Origin of the sequence: Roseobacter sinensis, assembly GCF_025755255.1 — a bacterium.
GTDB classification, from domain to species: Bacteria; Pseudomonadota; Alphaproteobacteria; order Rhodobacterales; family Rhodobacteraceae; genus Roseobacter; species Roseobacter sinensis.
On record NZ_JALIEB010000015.1, the window covers coordinates 1 to 17,611 of the forward strand.

15 protein-coding genes and 1 pseudogene are annotated in these 17,611 nt (G+C 61.3%); 10 read left to right on the forward strand and 6 right to left on the reverse strand.

From position 1 onward, the window contains the following. Positions 1-291: pseudogene (locus MUB52_RS18390) on the reverse strand (transposase); the annotation flags it as partial. 922 nt (positions 292-1,213) lie between these two features. Between MUB52_RS18390 and MUB52_RS18395 the strand changes: the two are divergent. The 4 genes from MUB52_RS18395 to MUB52_RS18410 all read left to right on the forward strand — a co-directional run bounded on the left by MUB52_RS18395 (position 1,214) and on the right by MUB52_RS18410 (position 5,314). Further along, a complete protein-coding gene (locus MUB52_RS18395) occupies positions 1,214-2,350 on the forward strand; it encodes a hypothetical protein (RefSeq protein ID WP_263845619.1) in 1,137 nt (378 codons plus the stop codon). After that, positions 2,344-2,799: a toxin-activating lysine-acyltransferase gene (locus MUB52_RS18400; protein ID WP_263845620.1), complete on the forward strand. Its 456-nt coding sequence runs from the start codon at positions 2,344-2,346 to the stop codon at positions 2,797-2,799. Before MUB52_RS18395 ends, MUB52_RS18400 begins: the two co-directional genes overlap by 7 nt. Continuing rightward, entirely contained in the window at positions 2,796-3,917 is a 1,122-nt protein-coding gene (locus MUB52_RS18405; protein ID WP_263845621.1) for a cupin-like domain-containing protein, read from the forward strand. The genes MUB52_RS18400 and MUB52_RS18405 overlap by 4 nt, the downstream gene beginning before the upstream one ends. A 539-nt stretch (positions 3,918-4,456) precedes the next feature. Beyond that, the gene (locus MUB52_RS18410) at positions 4,457-5,314 is read left to right on the forward strand and encodes a hypothetical protein (protein WP_263845622.1); all 858 of its coding nucleotides are present in this window, start codon (positions 4,457-4,459) and stop codon (positions 5,312-5,314) included. A 31-nt stretch (positions 5,315-5,345) separates the two neighbouring features. Here MUB52_RS18410 and MUB52_RS18415 read toward each other — a convergent pair whose 3' ends face one another. From MUB52_RS18415 to MUB52_RS18425, 3 genes are all read right to left on the reverse strand, one after another. Continuing rightward, a complete protein-coding gene (locus MUB52_RS18415) occupies positions 5,346-5,576 on the reverse strand; it encodes a hypothetical protein (RefSeq protein ID WP_263845623.1) in 231 nt (76 codons plus the stop codon). Positions 5,577-6,098: 522 nt separating this feature from the next. Further along, the gene (locus MUB52_RS18420) at positions 6,099-7,505 is read right to left on the reverse strand and encodes a lipopolysaccharide biosynthesis protein (RefSeq protein WP_263845624.1); all 1,407 of its coding nucleotides are present in this window, start codon (positions 7,503-7,505) and stop codon (positions 6,099-6,101) included. Continuing rightward, complete coding sequence (locus tag MUB52_RS18425) at positions 7,499-8,392, reverse strand: sulfotransferase family protein (RefSeq protein ID WP_263845625.1); 894 nt, start codon at positions 8,390-8,392, stop codon at positions 7,499-7,501. Before MUB52_RS18425 ends, MUB52_RS18420 begins: the two co-directional genes overlap by 7 nt. A gap of 109 nt (positions 8,393-8,501) precedes the next feature. Here MUB52_RS18425 and MUB52_RS18430 point away from each other — a divergent pair, with 109 nt between their 5' ends. Continuing rightward, positions 8,502-9,365 (forward strand): sulfotransferase, encoded by an 864-nt coding sequence (locus MUB52_RS18430; protein ID WP_263845626.1) that lies wholly within the window; start codon positions 8,502-8,504, stop codon positions 9,363-9,365. On the opposite strand, the gene MUB52_RS18435 is transcribed toward MUB52_RS18430, so the two are convergent. Then, positions 9,356-10,339 (reverse strand): glycosyltransferase, encoded by a 984-nt coding sequence (locus MUB52_RS18435; RefSeq protein ID WP_263845627.1) that lies wholly within the window; start codon positions 10,337-10,339, stop codon positions 9,356-9,358. The genes MUB52_RS18430 and MUB52_RS18435 overlap by 10 nt on opposite strands. A 124-nt stretch (positions 10,340-10,463) precedes the next feature. Here MUB52_RS18435 and MUB52_RS18440 point away from each other — a divergent pair, with 124 nt between their 5' ends. Continuing rightward, positions 10,464-11,336 (forward strand): glycosyltransferase family 2 protein, encoded by an 873-nt coding sequence (locus MUB52_RS18440; protein ID WP_263845628.1) that lies wholly within the window; start codon positions 10,464-10,466, stop codon positions 11,334-11,336. A 1-nt stretch (position 11,337) separates the two neighbouring features. On the opposite strand, the gene MUB52_RS18445 is transcribed toward MUB52_RS18440, so the two are convergent. Continuing rightward, a complete protein-coding gene (locus tag MUB52_RS18445; protein WP_263845629.1) occupies positions 11,338-12,315 on the reverse strand; it encodes a glycosyltransferase in 978 nt (325 codons plus the stop codon). A gap of 67 nt (positions 12,316-12,382) precedes the next feature. On the opposite strand from MUB52_RS18445, the gene MUB52_RS18450 reads away from it, so the two are divergent. The 4 genes from MUB52_RS18450 to MUB52_RS18465 all read left to right on the forward strand — a co-directional run bounded on the left by MUB52_RS18450 (position 12,383) and on the right by MUB52_RS18465 (position 17,532). Next, positions 12,383-13,357, forward strand: coding sequence for a UDP-glucuronic acid decarboxylase family protein (locus MUB52_RS18450; RefSeq protein ID WP_263845630.1), 975 nt, complete (start codon positions 12,383-12,385; stop codon positions 13,355-13,357). A 139-nt stretch (positions 13,358-13,496) separates the two neighbouring features. Continuing rightward, positions 13,497-14,969: a hypothetical protein gene (locus tag MUB52_RS18455; protein ID WP_263845631.1), complete on the forward strand. Its 1,473-nt coding sequence runs from the start codon at positions 13,497-13,499 to the stop codon at positions 14,967-14,969. Beyond that, on the forward strand, positions 14,959-16,515 hold the full coding sequence (locus MUB52_RS18460) for an FAD-dependent oxidoreductase (protein WP_263845632.1): 1,557 nt from the start codon (positions 14,959-14,961) through the stop codon (positions 16,513-16,515). The genes MUB52_RS18455 and MUB52_RS18460 overlap by 11 nt, the downstream gene beginning before the upstream one ends. 21 nt (positions 16,516-16,536) lie before the next feature. Next, positions 16,537-17,532 (forward strand): hypothetical protein, encoded by a 996-nt coding sequence (locus MUB52_RS18465; protein ID WP_263845633.1) that lies wholly within the window; start codon positions 16,537-16,539, stop codon positions 17,530-17,532. Positions 17,533-17,611 lie beyond the last annotated feature (79 nt).

A 17,611-nucleotide genomic window follows, 5' to 3' on the forward strand; every position in this document is an offset into this window, starting at 1 on the left:
CGCGGCCATGCCGGTCGCTGTGCGGTGGTCCTCCAGGTCGGTGGCGTCAATCCTCACGGTCGTCTCTTCGCCGTGCCGGGCAGCCAGTCCGGCCATCATCCGGGCGAAGATGCCCTTGTCGCTTCACCGTTTCCAACGGGTGTAGAGTGTCTTGTGCGGACCGTGGGCTTCAGGGGCATCGCGCCAACGCAAGCCATTGCGATTGATGAAGACAATCCCGCTCAACACCCGACTGTCATCGACGCGGGGTTTCCCGTGGGACTTCGGGAAGAAGCGCTCAAGACGCGCCATCTGCGCGCCGCTCAACTAGAAAAGATCAGACATGTTCACCGCTCAGTCCTGAGCCGTGAATCATGCCTTCGGTCGAAAATCAATGCGTCCTCAGCCTAGGGGCTCACTACCATCATTCGGGCAAATACGTCATTGAACAAACTCGGTCTCTTTGCTCGGACGAGGGCGACCCGTACAGGACGATGGCTCGACTTGACGTCGCTGCGGCGCGACCCAACAGACGGGACCTTCGTCGCAAGCGCAATCGAAGCCTGAAGATTTTCAACTGATTTGCGGGACGAAGCTGCCTCTGAGCTGTCGATCGTAAGGGTCCGTTTCATTCGATTTGGCGGACTTCGAATTTTGATCATATTTAGATTGCATAGTCATTACCGCAAGCACTTTGGCTTCAGGTAATGAGCGGTTCGTTCCTCCAAGTTGCATAGATTGGACCGCGGTTCTGAAGAAAAGCGGATACCAAATGAAAGGGTTGCTGTTTTTTGGCTTTTCGGATCCCCGACGCGAAGGGAAAATGGGCTCATTTAATGATCGCGGCACGCGGTGGGCCTTGAATGGCTGGGAGCGCCAGGGCGATAGCGCCGAACCAATCGGTGGATAGTCGGGTCGCGCGCCGCGCGGCACTGCCGGAAACGACAACTGTTCTGGTGAGGATAGCAGTACCGCGCCCCATTTCGATTGCGGCGACCGCTTCGACTGTGCTCGTGTCCGTTTGCCGAGCAACTACCAAAAGGACGATGGTTCCGGTGCAAGGCCCCACTGGCTGACGGACCATGGGCGTTGCCGCAGCCCATCGGCGGATTCCGCCGAAAATCGCCACCGAAGATGCGATCGTTGACATCAGCAGGGTCCTTTTTCCAAATGCAGGTTAACGGCGAATTGTAACGCGATTGCACATCCCTTGGTTGGCGATGGGCTACAGACATTGCAGCGTATCGATATCATGGCAAATGACTTGAGAACTTGGTTGGAGTTGCACTGTCTCACTCCTGCGGCCGTATCAACCGTGCTGAATGACCTGACGCCTGAAGGCCGCGCTGCGCAGACGCCGTCCAATGCGACAACCCTCTCCGCGAAGGACGCCTGGGCGCTTGCCATGGAAGCGCTAACCAAGAAGTTCCCCGGCAACGCGCAGTCAATCGAACGGGCGGCGCACGCGATCGAGCTCGAATGCGTCGCCGAAGGTGAGGACGTCCAGCAACCTTTCACCCTGGATCGCAGTCCTGACAAAGCGCCGCTCGTGTCCATCCGCTATTCAGTCTCCGCGGCCGATATCCTTGCCGTTGCCCATGAGTTCGGCCATGCGGTCCAACTGACCCTGGGAGGTGGGCGCTTCATCCCACCAATCCAGCGCGAGATCGCGGCTTTTCTGAGCGAGCTGGCCTTACTCGAATACAGCGCCACCGCTCACAGTCCAATCGCAGCCGATCTGCAGGCGGCGCACAGCGCCGATGACCTTGTCTACCTGCATGCCGATGCGACGCAGCTCGCACGAGCGCTTGGTGACCCCGGCACACCATACAGCTATCGGTGGAATTACACGATAGCGCGTGTGCTTGCGGCAAAGTCCTATGATGGGCAGGGAGCCGATACACTTTGGAACACGTTCTTGGGGAAAGAAGGGATCACACGTCTTATGGCCACCGACCGAAGAAAACACGTTCCACATAAAACCGAAAACTACCTGCTCCCCGCCCCCAAGCCGGACCGGGATCACCCGGCGATCAATCGATATCGATCACTCGGAATGATGGCGCTTCTGGATATCGACTATTGGAAGGGGGAGTCCGAGCGCGAGATCGGCGACTATTACGCCGCTTTGCGTAGCCACATGCAAGACAAGTCCGCCCTGATCGCCTTCGCCGAAGACATGAAGCCAATCGGCTACGCCATATGGGAACGCCATCCCGAAAGCTCTGGAGATATCCGTATCACCCGTCAGGCCGCCCCTTTCGGCCATCACTTTGAACTGCAGAAAAGACTGCGGTCGCGTCTTTCGGAAGCAGGCACCGTCATGTCAATCCATGCACGCAGCGCACGCGAGGTGCAGGCCGCATGGTAGAAATCGATCACTACGCCTCGACCGGCTATGCGTTGGAGCTTCTGGCGCAATCACACTACCATCGGCATCACAAACTTGGTGACTATTTTCGTGCCGAGGTGCTGCCTGCGTTATGGACCAAGCAGGTTCGATTCTATTTGAACAATGACTATGCTCCGACGGCCATGGTGACGTGGGCGTGGATCAGCGAAGATGTCGAGCGCGAGCTGCACGCGACCGGGCGTGCCCTGACCCATGACGAATGGCAAAGCGGCGATAGGTTGTTTTTCAACGATTGGATCACGCCGTACGGCAACATCCGCGAGGTTCTGCACGATGTGCTGCACAATATCTTTCCAGATGAACCGGGCGCCACAAGTCTAAGGCGCAATCCCGATGGCTCCGTCCGACGCGTCAGCCGCTGGATTGGCATCACCGCCCGGCAAGCAGGCGAGAGGGCCATAGCATGAACGTTGCTTATCCTCAGTCGGACTTCGTGAGCCCCCAGCATACAGTTGAGGGCTTCATCAAGCTTGTCCAAGACGGGTTCGAGAATCCGGAGCGACGCAGAGGAACCGTTCGCGTCACTGTGCAGGATTACCCGCAACTCGGGTTTCGCGCTCGTTTTGCCGATGAGTTGTTGGTCGACCGGCCCGAGGGAGACTATGACGCCGACACCGAGATAAAATTCCCCATATCGACCTTGGAACTGATCTTTCGGGAATTCGATATCGTCGACTGGCGCAGCCCGGAAATCATCGGCAGCACCGAACTTGCCGGTGATCAAAGCCTCGCCTTCCTGCTCGCCTTCTCCTGTCTGCGGCCAAGCGACTGGACCTTGCAGCGTTTCGCCAGCGTCGAGCGATTGCACCGCGACAGGGGCTACCGGAATGGCGTGGAGGTGCAGCGTCTCAATGCCCCCAGCCAATATCAATTGCTCGAGGCAATGGAAGACAGCCGGCCTGTCATTGTCTCAGGGCTCGAGCCTTCGCCCCCTTGCCGGGACTGGTCGCTCGAACGGCTGGAAGCCGAGTATGGCGACGTCGTGGTATGCATGCGCTCCGCGTCGGACCATGTCACCATGCGGCAATTCGTAGACGAACTGCGCACCTTCGAAAACACGCCCACCAAAGCGGGCTCATCGCTCGAATTCAAGGCCTATACAGAAGGCTCCGGCCTTCCAGATGAGATGTGGGCGAATTTCGGACCGATGTACTTTGACGCCGAAGACTTCGTGCCGCCGCAACTCTGGCTCGGCTCGGTTGCCACCGGCGTGCCGGCCACACCGCTGCACCGCGACCCGCTGACAGGCTTCCTGTTTCAGGTGGTCGGCCGCAAGAGGCTCGACCTTTATTCAGCCGATCAGGCCGATCTGCTTTATCCCTACAAATCCTACAACAATTACCAGAAATGCTGGTTTCAGCCGGACCGACCTGATCATGACAGATACCCCAAGGCACGCGAGGCAAAATGCATCTCGGTCGAGCTGCATCCCGGCGAGCTTCTCGTGCAGCCTGCGGGGTGGTTCCATCAGGTTTACGCACTGGACAGTCCCACCATGTCGGTGAGCTATTTCTGGCGCTACTGAGCTTCAGTAGCGTCAACTCGAGATTGCGGTCGCAGGCTGTTGCGATCTGTGACCGTAAGTGGGCGGCAGGTTCTTGACCAACCCACCGCCCGATTGAGCCGTCGGACTCATTGCCGGCGAACATCAAGCGTGGCCTAGGTAGCACAACCGGGCCAAAACCAAAAGTGAGACACAAAATGTCAAGCGTTTGTAAAACTTCAATTTCTGATGATCTCTTTGGAGCGGCGTCCTTCGGCGGCGGCGGTGGCGGAGGCGACAGTGGCGGAGGCGGCGTTTCCCGTTCCATCCGTGGCACCACACCGTCCTATCTGGGGGCGCCCCCGACCCCGCATCAGGCGGCCACGAGGTCTATCGCCGAGATTGCCAGGGATATGAGCGACCCCAACCAGAACCCGTCCATCAACGGCGATGGTGACGCCTATTCGGGTGATCACAATTACGGCGACTGGGATGGCCGCTAACCCGCGGATCTAAACGCGATATCTCTTCCCCTTTGCACTGGCATCGGGGAAGAGATCGGCCATCGGGCGAGGCGGAGGATGGAGATGCTGAAAACGGCGCAAATCGTTGTCACTTCCAGCGTGCTCCTCTGCATGAGCGCCGTCTCAACTCTGGCCGATGGTGGTGTCGTTGCCGCGTCAGCCATCAAGGCGAGAGGCCTCGACAGGATCGTCGTCGACGTGCTCAGCCATCAAACCGCCGTCCTTGGCGATCAACTCGACGGCCGGGAATTCACCGTACCCCCCGTGATTGTCGCGACGGACGCCGACGACCTTTGGCCGCTCTTTCAAGAGCACTCTGCATCGCTGAACGAAGAGGAGCTATCGGACGCGTTCAAGCGTAGGTGCACATCTCCGAATGACAGGGCCTTTGGCGTTTTCACGGGGGACGCAATTGCCCTTTGTGTCTTTCTGAGCGAGACGTCCGCCCCCGAAGCCGAACGGAAGTTCATCTCGATTGCGCTCGCTCATGAACTCTATCACTCGGTGCAATTCCAGTCCGTCGGGCTGAGCCGTCTTGCCGAGATCGACGACACACTCGATGCCTTCGGCCCTGCATGGCTGATGGAAGGGTCCGCCTTCTACTTCGGCGAATTCTTCGGCTGCGATACATGCGACTTGGATATCGAATCCGTCACGGACGGCGTCCGTGAACTAACGTCGCGGATCACGACACCGCTATCCAAGCTTGAGTATTTCTCGGATGACCCCCGGCTGGCCGATGCGATGTACTACAAGGGTTTTCTTGCGGCGATGATGTTGGCCCACGATCACGGAGATGGCGCGATCTTGGAGTTCTATCACCGCATGGGCGAAGGACATGACTGGAAATCTGCCTTCAGGTCCGCATTTGCCGAGGACATAACGGAGTTTTACGTAAGGTTCGAAAGCGGCTAGGTCGCCCGAGATCCGGTTGCTCCAATCCCTGTTACTTGTCCTTATCGCTGTCCGACGTCTTGGATTGCCCAGGGGCATCTAGATCCGAATTCTCCAAATGATCGGGACGGGTGGTCCCCCCAGTTGCACGCCAAGTCCGGTGCTGTTGGGAATCGAGCGGCGAGCGCAAGAGGATCAGCTTCTTGATATTCCAGAGGACAAGCACCAGAACCGCCAGGATCAGATAGGCTGTCAGGCCCAGGGACTGAAAGAAATCGACCATGCCGGTTGCCCTCTCCCTTTCCCCAAATCCTGGCTATACCCTTTCGACGATAGGAACGAAGGAATAACTAATCAACCTTCGGCCGTCTGTCGTCATGTCCACCGCTGCTGTCATGCCAGGCCGCAATTGGCACTGCTCGGAGCTGCCTAAAAGACGGGCTGCTGTCGGCTTGACCCCGCTCACAGACCAGAAGAAAGCCGAACGGTCGTATGCAGACCAAACCGGAGAGGTCGTCAGCCTCAGCGCAGACAACCGGACAGCGCGGCACGCGCCAAGGTCTGAGGGGCCCCGTCCGCCCCAAGCCCCTTGGAACCGATGTGCCGGCGTCTGCCTGTCCTGCACGACGGCGGACAGGCTTGCGTCAAGAACCGAAACAACGCTGCCCACGGCCGGCACATCTGCTTCCGCTACCATGAAGTGCGCCCGGGGGTGCGCCGCCGCCGGTCGGCCCCGCCCACGATCCGCTCATCCGGCAACCAGGGTGCCGCAGGCGGCGTCAGGTCAAGGGCTGCTGAATGTGTCTCAAGACGGCCGCAAATCTCGTGCGATCCGCCAAAGCAGGCTGCGTTCAGCCGTCAGTGTCGCGATCAGGCACAGGCAGAGCACGGCCAGGGCGGCCCCCCAAACCTGAGGGATCAGAGCACCTGCGATCATCGCGCAGGTTGACGCAATCGCAGCACCGGTCAGCCGCACGGATAACACGGCCGGCCCCCCGCGCCACCGCAGCGCCCATGCGCCCGAAACGCTGAAGACCACAGCCGCGATCAGTGCCGAAACCCCGGCCCCTACGCTGGAGTAGCCGGGCACCAAGATCAGCAGCGCAATCACAAAGACAAAAGTTGTCAGGCCACGAATGACAGCCGCCACATGCAGGTGGCCGGACATGGCCAGATGCTCCGTCTGCAAGCCATAGCTGGCATTCAGAAGCTGTGCAGCCATCAGCAGCAGAAGCGCCGGATACCCGCCCGTGAAATTCCCGAAGACGCCCAGGGCGAACGACCCAAACACATAGAATGTGATCGCGGCCAGAAGGGTCATCACGAAGGCGAGCAGGCGCGCGCCGTGGAACTCGCGTTTGATCGCCTCCTGGTCGGCGGTTGCAAGGTGATGCCGCACACGCGGCATGTAGGTGCTGGAAAAAGCCAGATGACCGACGGAGGCCAGCGCAGATATGCGCGCCGCGATGGCGTATTGCGCGGTTTCGAGGCCGGTGGCGAACATGCCCACGATGATGATGTCAAGCTGCCGCAGCCCCATTTGCGACACGCGCATGACCAGAAACTGAAAGCCCGCACCGATATCCCTCAGGCGCAGATCGGACGGGGCATGCACGCTTTTGCCCCAGGCCAGAGAGGACAGGGCAAAAATCGGCAAGGCTGCCGCCAGCACCGCCGCATAGGCCACCGCGGACGGGCCCAGGCCCGCCAGAAAGACGGCAGCGAAAAACAGGCAGCGTCCGCCATCGGTCAACCCCTGCATGATCGCGGATGTGCCGACACGGTGGTTGGCCTGAAACCACACCGTCAGGGTCACGCCGATGGTGATCGCCGGGATCAGGGGCGACATCTGCATCAGCCACCTGCCCGCATCGCCGGCGCCTTGCGCGTAGACCACCACACACACCAGCGCCAGCACCGCCAGACACAAAACCACAGCGAGCGTACGCAGCATCAGACCGCGCCCGGCGAGCACCCCGGGCGCGACCGGAAGCTCGGCAAGGCGCAGCAACATGGCGCGCTCGATGGCGAGACCGGCATTGTACCCGACAAGGATCAGAACAGACATCGCGACCACATAGCCGGCCAGCTGATCGGTCGTGAGAATACGGGCCAGCAACCACAGAGAAACAACGCCCGCGACTGCGCTGACACCCTGGGACACCAAGACGCCCCCGGCGCCAGAGGCATAGGCGCGGTTTGTGCTCAGCATGACTGACCACCCGGTGCTGCGGCGCGGTCGCGCGGCAGACCGTCCATCAGGGCCAGATCGCTGATCCAGCTTGACGGCAACGCATCCGGGAAGCTGTCCCGGGCGAAGAGATAGTCATTCTGCAACAGCGCGACGATCTCCTCTCGCGCCGCGCCGTGCTCGGGCCGGGGTCGGGCATTGACCACCTCCGCAATGTCGACCGCCATGCTGGGCACGCCCAGAAACGCGCAGAGTGCGTCGAACGCGGGCTGCGCTGTCTGCGGACCAAAGAGATCTTCGTAAAAGAGAACGTGAAGCCGGTCGGCATCAACGACGCTCCGGCAGGTGAGATAGGTGGCCTCATAGGACGAGCGCATCGCAAAATAGGGCTGCGCCAACAATTCCGACAGGGGTGTTCTCAAAACCGATGCGTCTCGATCCGCCGTATGTGCGATCTGGCTGATGAACCTGTCCGCAGGATTGCGCAGAATGAAGATGTACCGGGGTTGAGCCAGACAGCCGTCCAAAGCCGCAAAAGCCTCCTTGGGCAAGGTCGCATAGGCTGGCGTGATCTCACCTGCCACCGGACATCCGTAGCGGCCTCTCTCGATGAAGGTCCGGTAGCTGGCGTCTCGGTGCGCCATCATGCCCAGATAAGCAGAGATCCAAGGCAGCGTTTCGCCGGGGTGCGCCCGGCAATGACGCAGCAGCTGCGGCATCCGGATCTTCATCGCCTGCAGGCCGCGCACAGAATTGCGCTGGTGATCTACGTATTTCGAGCTCCAGTAGTGTGTCTCCTTGACGGGCGACATGCCAATGTCAGGGTGGCGGTCGAACATGCGGGCCAGCCATGTGGTGCCGGCACGCTGCGCGCCGATGCCGACAAAATAGCGCTGCGTATTATGCATTCAGTTGGTCCAACCCATGGCACTTTCCGCCCCTCGTCTCTTTGTGAGGGCTTGCAAACCGGCGGTCAACGCGCAGACTGGCATAAAGCCGCACGTGAGGCGCACACAGATGAGCAGACGACCGTTTTTTGTGGGTGTCGGCGCGCAGCGTGCCGGCACCACCTGGATTGGCCACTTCTTGAGACGGCTGCCAGATATACGTTTCTCACCCATCAAGGAAGTCTGCTACTTCGACGCAAAACACGTGGAGGCGCGCAAGCGGGTCATCAGTGAAGCCATGAACACGCGGCTCGCTGTGCTGGGATTGGGCAACTATACGCGCAAACATCCGCTGTCCGGCCTGCGGCTTTGCTATCACTATCTCGGCATCCGCAAGCTGAGCGACGACAGCTATCGTGCGTTTTTCGATGAATTGGCCCGGTCGGGTGCCGTTGCCGGAGAAATCTCCCCGTCCTATGCCATGCTGGACGAAGATGCGGTGCGGCACATGGATGCCCTCCTCGACCAACCCAATGTCTTTTTCGTGATGCGCAACCCGGTGGACCGGCTCTTGTCGCAATACAGCTTTCTGTCGACCCGACCGGGGCTGAAGGCGCCCGGGGGCACCGACCTGACGGATGCGCTGTGCACGCTCTGCGGCCAGAGCTTTCACGTGAACTACCCCAGGTCACTGAAGACTTACCGCGCCGTGCTTCCCGAGGATCGGTTCAAGACCTTCTTTACGGAGCACCTTTTCGATCCTGCCCGCACTCAGGCCCAGTGCGATGCCTTATGCGATTACTTGGGCATCGGGCGCAGTGCGGTGCCATCAGACCGCCCGGTCAACCGCGCGCCCGCAGTCGAAATCTCCCTGGAAACACGCGCCATATTGGCAGGAAAGCTGGCCAAGTCCTACAGCGCCGCCCGCGCTATCGCCGGAGAGGACCTGCCGCTCTCCTGGCAGCGCGACCTTGCCCTGATCGATCAGACATAATCGATGGTCAGGTCCTGTTCGCCGGTCTGAATGAATTTCCAGCGGTCATACTCCAACTGTCCCAACTGGGCACGCTGTCCGCCATCCGAGAACGCATAGCCCATGCCCTCACCCATCGCACTCAGCAGCAGGAAGACGACACAGGACGGGACCGTCCTGAGGAAGTACGAGCGCGCTTCCTCGCTGGCCAAGAGCTGGCGCGCGATCCGCACAAACCGCACCACAAAGATGAGCGGAAAGGCGAGCGCGTAGGCGGCCCGCCGCCCGCGCCCCCAATGCGCCGAGCGGCTCGCGGCGAACATGCGTCCTTCCAGAAAATGCAACTTCATCGCACTGCCGAATCTGGAGAAATTCAGATGTGCCGTCGAAATCTCCGGATCGATCCAGAGCGTTTCACCTTGGGCGCGCAGTTCATTGTGCAGCACCCACTCCGCCTCCAGCATCTCGGCGAGATCATCGCCGTACTGCGTCAGCGCCGCGCGCTTGTACGACGAATTGTGCCCGGGCAACTGGTCCACCTGGCCCGCGGCGGTCACATTCATCCACTGGCCGTACTCGATTACAAGATTGGCCCAGCTGGTGGGTGTTCGGGGGTTGGCATTCTTCATCGAGGGGCCGACCGCCACATGCCCGGCCTGATGCGCCGCGACCAACCGTTCCGCCCAATCGGCCCGCGTCGGAAAGGAATGATCCTCCACGAACAACACGACATCGGCGCTTGCTTTGCGAATCGCTGCGCTGCGCGCAATGGCCGAGGTCGTGAAATCAGCAGGCACCACCTCGACGCCGAAAAACCCCTCAGGATCCGTGGTCTTCAAACCTGACACCTCATCGGGTCGCGCTGCAAGTACAATCTCCAGTCGATCCGCGATGGTCTGATGTCGCAAACACTCAAGCGTGCGCGCAATGCTGTCCTGCCCGGCGGATGCAACCAGGATTACGCTGCCGGCCGGTTGATTTCGCAATCTCGTCATATCGAACCCTCTCACATCAGCCGCCCTGCCCCACTATCCCAATTTCCAAAAAATCTCGACCAAAGGAAACCGGCAATGCGCATTGGTTGTTTGCAAACGGATACAATTTTGCCAGATAGAACACATGCCGCAAATCGCCGTCATTATCCCAAGCTATAACCGACCCGCGCAGCTGGAACGCTGCCTGCGGGCGCTCATGGCGCAGGATGCCGTGGATTTCGAAGTGGTTGTCGTCGACGACGGCTCGCCCACGCCGCTGCAGGAGGTCTGCGCAGCGTTCGGCGATAAGGTCCGCTGCCTGCGGCAGGACAATGCGGGGCCAGCAACCGCGCGCAACCGCGGCGCACGCAGCACATCCGCGCCCTTCATCGCCTTTACGGATGACGATTGTCAGCCCCGGCCAGACTGGCTGTCCAAGCTGCATGCCGCACACGCCGGGCGGTCCGACCGGCTGGTGGGCGGTCTTGTGATCAATGCGCTGCCCGACGATCCCTATGCCTCTGCCAGTCAGGCCCTGTGTGACTACCTCTACGACTATTTCGAAGCCGATCGGGGCAACGTGCCGTTCTTCACGTCCAATAACATCGGAATGAGTCGCGAAGGCTTTGAAAACATTGGAGGGTTCAATCAGACCTTCGAGCGCGCCGCTGCCGAAGACCGCGACTTCGGCCTGCGCTGGAGGGATGCCGGCGGGGCGCTGGTCTACGCTGAAGACGCCATCATCGACCACTACCACGGCATGACGCTCCAGAAATACTGGCGACAGCATTCCAACTACGGCGCGGGCGCGTTCCGCCTGCACCAGCTGCTGGATGCGCGCAATGCCGATCAGCCGAAACGAGAACCGCTGGCCTTCTACTGGGGTCTGCTCACGTGGCCGATCAAAAAGGGTGGGCTCGGCAAGCTCAGACTGTCCGTTCTGCTCGCCATCAGTCAGTTTGCCATGGTGGCCGGGTATTCATCCGCTGCGCGCGCGGCCAAACAGAGCTCGGCGTGACTTAACCGTCTCTGGCGTAAACCAGCCGCGCGCGCCCATAGCCAAGACTCGCAGCAAGATAATGAAGCGCGTGATAGGGCACCGCGCCAACGGCAAGCCGCAGCCCACCGATCCGATACAAACTGATCAAAAAACGGGCATTGATCGCGACAAAGCAACACACCAAGACGAGTGCCCAGAAAAGTGACGGCCCCCAAAACGGGCTGACGAGCAGCAGAAAGACAAAACCGAGGACGCAGAGTGCCGACGCGCGATGCGCCGTCCCTCCGTTCAGCGTTTCCGGTGACAGACGCCCGGCCATGATCAATCGGGTCCAGGGCACGGCGCGACCGAAAAGATCTGTCTTGAACATCGACGGCACCGTCCAGTCCTTCAAATGCGTCCCCTGCGCATCCCTTACGATGCGGATGCTGTCCCCCTCGGCCCGCAGACGCACACCAAACTCCACATCCTCGATGTTTTCCCACTCTGAGGCGAAGCCGCCAAGCGCTTCAAATCGCGCGCGGCGGGCCGCGCCAAGACCCGTCCAGAACGTCTCGGCCTCCGGCCGCGCGGTCTGATGGACGTGGAAATGCAAGAGGTTACGGTATCGGCTGACGATGGAGGGGGCTTCGGGTTTGGTGTCGTAGGAGCCAAAGGCCGCCGAGACACTCGGGTCCTCGAATGCCGCCAGAAGGCGCGGGAGCGCATCTGCATGCGGCACCACATCCGCGTCGACGAAAACCACCAAATCAGACGTGCAAGCCGCGACGCCAGCATTGCGGGCCTTGGCCGGTCGCAAGGCCTCGTCGTTGCGGATCACATGCGCGCCCAGATCCCGCGCAATCTGGCCCGACTGATCGGTCGATCCATCATCCACAACGACGATCTGTGCCGGATCGACGCCGCCGTCGATCAGCGCCTGCAGGCACCGCCCCAGCGTGTCAGCCGCCTGATGTGCCGGAACCACAACCTGAAAATCTGAAGATGCGTCGAGCATAAATTCTATTAATCTGTGTTAACTCGTTTAAGATCGGAGCATTTGAAGCATTAAAGGGTTTTTGGCCATGGCGCAGCGGCGAATATTGGTTTCAGGTGGGGCAGGCTTCTTGGGGAGCCATTTGTGCGAAAGACTTGTTGAACAGGGCCACGACATCATATGTGTCGACAACTACTACTCCGGACGCAAGGAGAATATCGCACATCTGATGGATGCGCCCAATTTCGAGGCCATTCGCCACGATGTGACCTTCCCGCTGTATGTTGAAGTCGACGAGATCTATAACCTCGCCTGCCCGGCCTCGCCCCGCAACTATCAGGCCGACCCGGTTCAGACCCTCAAGACGAGCGTGCACGGATCGATCAACCTTCTGGGCCTTGCCAAACGGACCGGCGCCAAGATCCTCCAGGCCTCGACATCCGAGATCTATGGCGATCCGATCGAGCATCCCCAGACGGAAGCCTACCCCGGCAACGTCCGCGTGGACGGCCCCCGCGCCTGCTATGACGAGGGCAAGCGCTGCGCCGAGACCCTGTTCCACGACTACCGGCGCCAGCATGGCGTCGATATCAAGATCATGCGTATTTTCAACACCTACGGCCCGCGGATGCAGCTCGATGATGGCCGTGTGGTGTCCAATTTCGTGCATCAAGCCCTGACCGGCAAGCCGATCACCATCTACGGCTCGGGCGAGCAGACGCGGTCGTTCTGCTTTGTCGATGATCTGATCGACGGCATGATGGCGATCATGGATCTCGGCTTTGATGTCACCGGCCCGATCAATGTTGGCAACCCGCATGAGATCACCATGCTGGAGCTGGCACAGACGATCACGGATCTGGTTGGCGGGACCGCCAAGCTCGAGTTTTTCGACATCCCACAGGACGACCCCACGCGGCGGTGCCCGGATATCTCGCTGATGACGTCCCTCACGGGATGGGAGCCACGCTGCCCCCTGCACGCGGGGCTTGTCAGGACCATCGAAGATTTCCGCAAGCGGCTGGAACTGGGGCAATCCGTCCGCGCCGCGCAAATGGGGTGATCATGCATCCCGGTCGCGACCTGTCTCCGAGAGGTCTCGTTGGGGGGTGCGATGCGCCGGCCCGACGCCCTTGCCAGGCAGAGTGCGAGCGCGCCGCCGCGCCGCCTCGACCGCAACACGCGGGTCTGGACGCGGGCAGATGACCTCGGCACCTCAACCGCAAGCGCCGCTCTTCAACCTTCGCGGTTTGATGATCTCGGCTCTGGTGGCCCTGGTTTTGTGCTGGCCCATAGTTGTGACGAACGCCGACTACGTGTTTGTCGATTCGCAGAGCTACCTCAGGGCGGGCGCGGAAATCTGGGATCTGGCGCTCGGCATGATGCAAACCGGATTGCCCACGCCCGATACTGCCATAGAAGCCGCGCCCGGGGCCGCGTCGGATACAACGGCATCGGGGGAAAAGCTGCAGTTCGACGGGGAGCCGCGCTTTGGCCGGTCCATCGCTTACTCCGCGTTCGCCTATGCGCTGCTCTCGGCGCTCGGCCCATTCGGGCTGGCCTGGGCGCAGGGCACGCTGACGCTGTTTGCCCTTCTTGTGCTTGTGACACCGCAGATGCTGCAGGCGCGGGTCATATTGATCGGCGGGCTGCTCTTGGTGATCGCGGTCACGCAGCTGCCGTGGCGTGTCGTCTACCTGATGCCGGACATCTTCGCGGCCACCATCGTCATCTTCGGGGCCTGCCTGATCGGCCCCTTCGACCGCCTGACGCGCGTCCAGCAAGCTGTGCTGACAGGTCTCGCCTGTTTCGCCGTGGCGACCCACTACGGCAACATTCCTCTTGCGGCTGGCTTTCTGGGCCTGGTTCTGTTCTGGCGGCTGGTGACCGCGCGGCTGGCCGTGGCTCCGCTCGTCGCCGCCGCGATAACCGTGGCGGCGTCGCCTCTGGCAAATCTCGGAGCCAGTGTCGTCGTCCTCGACGAACCCAGCACCGTGCCCCTGCGGTTGCCGATTGTTCTGGCCCGGTCCATTCAGGATGGACCAGGTGCCGCCTACCTGCGCGAAAACTGCGGCCAGGAAGACTGGGCCATCTGTGACGCCTTCGGAGACCGCTTGCCCGAGAGCATCCGCGAGTTCCTGTGGTCCAAAGACGGCATCCGCGCACAAAGTGCAGAGATGGTCCAACGCATCCGGGATGAAGAAATCCCCCTTCTGGCCAACATCTTCCTCGCCCACCCCGCCGCGCAGACCTGGTCGTTTGTCGGCAACGCCGTGAAACAATTCCTGCGCGTGGGACAGGGGCAAATCGCTGCAGTCGCCGGCTTTGATCAGACCTACAGGTCCGGCGATCATGCCACGCAGGCCCAGGGGGGCGCGCTGCGCGATGCCTTCGAGCCGGTTGTCATTGCCGCAACGATCATCTCTGCCCTCGCCCTGGCAGCGCTCACCCTCAGCAAACGCTGCACCGTCGCAGAGCGGCGGGTGATCCTGGCAATGGTCTTGGGGCTGATCTGCAACGCAATTGTGTTTGGCGGGCTGTCTGCCCCCGTCGACCGGTATCAGGCGCGCGTGGTCTGGTTGGTCCCGGCCTGTCTGGTGCTGCTCTGGGCGGCAATCACGGCCCGGCAAACCCGGACGACCCGTGCAGCCGGGAAGGTTCCTGATGTTCTTTGACGCCCGCAAGATGGTCGAGGACGTGCCGGATGAGATGGATGTCTGTGTCGTCGGCGCGGGCGTCGCGGGATTGGTGGTCGCGCGGCGATTGTCGCGGACCGGGCTGAAGGTCTGGCTGCTGGAGAGCGGCGGGCAGAAGGCGGACCCGAAGGCGCAGGCCCTCAACGAGGGCCAATCCAATTTCGCAGACTATCCCTTTGTGGCCTCGCGTGCCCGCGTCTTTGGCGGTACATCGACCCTGTGGACCGGGGCGTGCGTCGCGCTTGATCCGGTCGATTTCGAGGCCCGCGACTGGATCAGGAACTCCGGCTGGCCGATCACGCTGCAGGACATCGAAGGCTATCTGAACGAAGCGCGCGCGGATTTCGGGATCGCCGCCACCACCCGGTTTCAAGCCAATCTGAACAGATCGCCGTTCGGTCAGGGCGATCTGAGCGCGAAGACCGTGGCCTATAGCGCCCCTCTGAATCTGGGCGCGCGCTACCGTGATCTGGTGTCTCGTTCGCAGACGGTGCATTGCCTTCTGAACGCCACCGTCACCGAGCTTTTTCCATGCGAAAGCGGCACGCGCATCGCGCGCATAGAGATTTCCATTCCCGGCAAACCCGTGCGTACCCTCAGCCCGCGCATGATCGTGCTCGCGTCCGGAGGCATCGAAAACGCGCGCCTGCTTCTGACATCGAACTCGGTTCATTCCGCAGGCGTGGGCAATGCGCATGACGTGGTCGGGCGCTATCATATGGAGCACCCGATCAGAACCGTAGGCGTGCTGCCGGTGGGCGACCGGGGGCCGGAATTTCTGGAGTTCACCAACAGCACCCGAGAGCATGGTGTCGAGGTTCAGGGCACGTTCGGGCTGTCAAACGACGTCCGCCGCCGCGAACAGCTTCTGGATCTGCACATCAGGTGCTACCGCTACAGCCGATATGAGGATCAAGCACCGATTATTGCCGGCAAACGCGCAGCGTCGGCACAGGCCCCCCGTTGCGGAACGGACCGAAGGGCAGACCTGATCGCCGCCCTGCGCCCCGTCAGCCTGCGCTATCTCGCCTGGCACACCCGGAACAAGCTGTGGCACCGTGCGCGATTCGATCACCTGCGCTTCATGGCCTTTGTGGAACAGGAACCCGAGCCCGGGAACCGCATCTCGCTGAGCAACAGGCGCGACGCCTTCGGGCGTCAGCTGCCCTATCTCACCTACCGCGAAAGCCGCCTGATGCGTGAGAGCACGAAACGCTCCATGCATCTGATGGCCGGGGCGCTGGCCAAGGCCGGGTTCCCGGGGCTGCGGCACGGGGACACGTCCCTCGCGCATCTGCAGGACTACAACGCCTACGGGCTGCATCAGATGGGCTCGACCCGCATGTCGTCCGACCCCCGCTTCGGCGTGGTGGACAAGGACTGCCGGGTGCACGGGCTGTCGAACCTCTACGTCACCGGCAGCTCCGTCTTCCCGACGGGCGGAGCCGCCAACCCAACCTGGACCATTGCCGCCCTGTCGCTGCGGCTTGCGGATGAACTTTGCGACAAGATCCGCTATATTTGACACATTGCAGGGAGCCACGACATGACACCAAACCCAAAGTTATCAATGATCGTCGCCACCGATGACACCTATGCCACGGTCAGACGCACGGTCAGCTTCCTGCTCAAACAGACCGCCATCGCGGATGTCGAATTGATCATCGCCTGCTGTTCGGCCGAGGACCTGAACCCGGATATGGACGATCTGAACTGCTTCGGCTGCCACCAGATTGTCGAGCGCCCGGGCACCTTCGCCAGCGGCCATTTTCTCGCCGCCGCCATCGCAGCCGCCCGCGCCCCTGCGGTCATGTATCTGGAGGAGCACAATTTCCCCCCGCCTCGCACCGCAGAGGTCGCCATCAAGGAACTGGTCGAGAACGCACGCCCCGCGCTCGGCTTCAGCATGGAACCCTCCAATCCCGGCATCGTCGCCTGGGCGCATCTATACGGACAATTCGGCACAGCCGTGGCCCCGGTGATCTCCGGGCCCGTCCCGCGCTTCGGCGGCCATCACGCCGCCTACCGCAAGGACACGCTGATGCCATACGGCGACGATCTGCCCGACCTGATGAACAACGAAGCGGTCCTGCACGAAGACATGCGCCAGCGCGGAACGCCCATGTTCATCACGTCAGAAGTCATTATCCCGCACGCCCAGATCTCCGATTTTTCGGTTCTGGTCCGGCAGGATTACCTCGCACAACGCGTCTATGCCGCCGCGCGGATGGAGCTTCTGAACTGGTCGATCTGGCGGCGGCTGGTTTATGTCGCAGGCGCGCCCCTCATTCCGATCAAGCGCGGCATCACCGCAGCCTATCATATCATCCGCACCGGGCGCGCCACCCGACTGTTATTGCCGACGGTCCCGGTCATGTTCGCCGCGCATACAGCCGGGGCGTTCGGTGAAGCCGTGGGGTACATCTTCGGTGCGGGTGAGAAGGTCAACGCGGACCGGATGGAGATCGAGCTGGATCGCTACGCCTTCGTGAATGCCACCGACCGGCAGCAGGCCCAGGACGGACAATACCTCCGCCGCTAAGCCGCCAAGTCATCTACGGCCCGACCGACTCCGTGCTTCTATTGCATCACGCAACAATCGGCAGCGATGTTTCGAGTTG

What these genes read in the sequence shown, in the direction of transcription:
- MUB52_RS18400 (WP_263845620.1), top strand. Translation starts at nt 2,344, where the DNA reads ATGGTAGAAATCGATCACTACGCCTCGACCGGCTATGCGTTGGAGCTT.
- MUB52_RS18405 (WP_263845621.1), top strand. Translation starts at nt 2,796, where the DNA reads ATGAACGTTGCTTATCCTCAGTCGGACTTCGTGAGCCCCCAGCATACA.
- MUB52_RS18410 (WP_263845622.1), top strand. Translation starts at nt 4,457, where the DNA reads ATGGAGATGCTGAAAACGGCGCAAATCGTTGTCACTTCCAGCGTGCTC.
- MUB52_RS18415 (WP_263845623.1), bottom strand. Translation starts at nt 5,576, where the DNA reads ATGGTCGATTTCTTTCAGTCCCTGGGCCTGACAGCCTATCTGATCCTG.
- MUB52_RS18420 (WP_263845624.1), bottom strand. Translation starts at nt 7,505, where the DNA reads ATGCTGAGCACAAACCGCGCCTATGCCTCTGGCGCCGGGGGCGTCTTG.
- MUB52_RS18425 (WP_263845625.1), bottom strand. Translation starts at nt 8,392, where the DNA reads ATGCATAATACGCAGCGCTATTTTGTCGGCATCGGCGCGCAGCGTGCC.
- MUB52_RS18430 (WP_263845626.1), top strand. Translation starts at nt 8,502, where the DNA reads ATGAGCAGACGACCGTTTTTTGTGGGTGTCGGCGCGCAGCGTGCCGGC.
- MUB52_RS18435 (WP_263845627.1), bottom strand. Translation starts at nt 10,339, where the DNA reads ATGACGAGATTGCGAAATCAACCGGCCGGCAGCGTAATCCTGGTTGCA.
- MUB52_RS18440 (WP_263845628.1), top strand. Translation starts at nt 10,464, where the DNA reads ATGCCGCAAATCGCCGTCATTATCCCAAGCTATAACCGACCCGCGCAG.
- MUB52_RS18445 (WP_263845629.1), bottom strand. Translation starts at nt 12,315, where the DNA reads ATGCTCGACGCATCTTCAGATTTTCAGGTTGTGGTTCCGGCACATCAG.
- MUB52_RS18450 (WP_263845630.1), top strand. Translation starts at nt 12,383, where the DNA reads ATGGCGCAGCGGCGAATATTGGTTTCAGGTGGGGCAGGCTTCTTGGGG.
- MUB52_RS18455 (WP_263845631.1), top strand. Translation starts at nt 13,497, where the DNA reads ATGACCTCGGCACCTCAACCGCAAGCGCCGCTCTTCAACCTTCGCGGT.
- MUB52_RS18460 (WP_263845632.1), top strand. Translation starts at nt 14,959, where the DNA reads ATGTTCTTTGACGCCCGCAAGATGGTCGAGGACGTGCCGGATGAGATG.
- MUB52_RS18465 (WP_263845633.1), top strand. Translation starts at nt 16,537, where the DNA reads ATGACACCAAACCCAAAGTTATCAATGATCGTCGCCACCGATGACACC.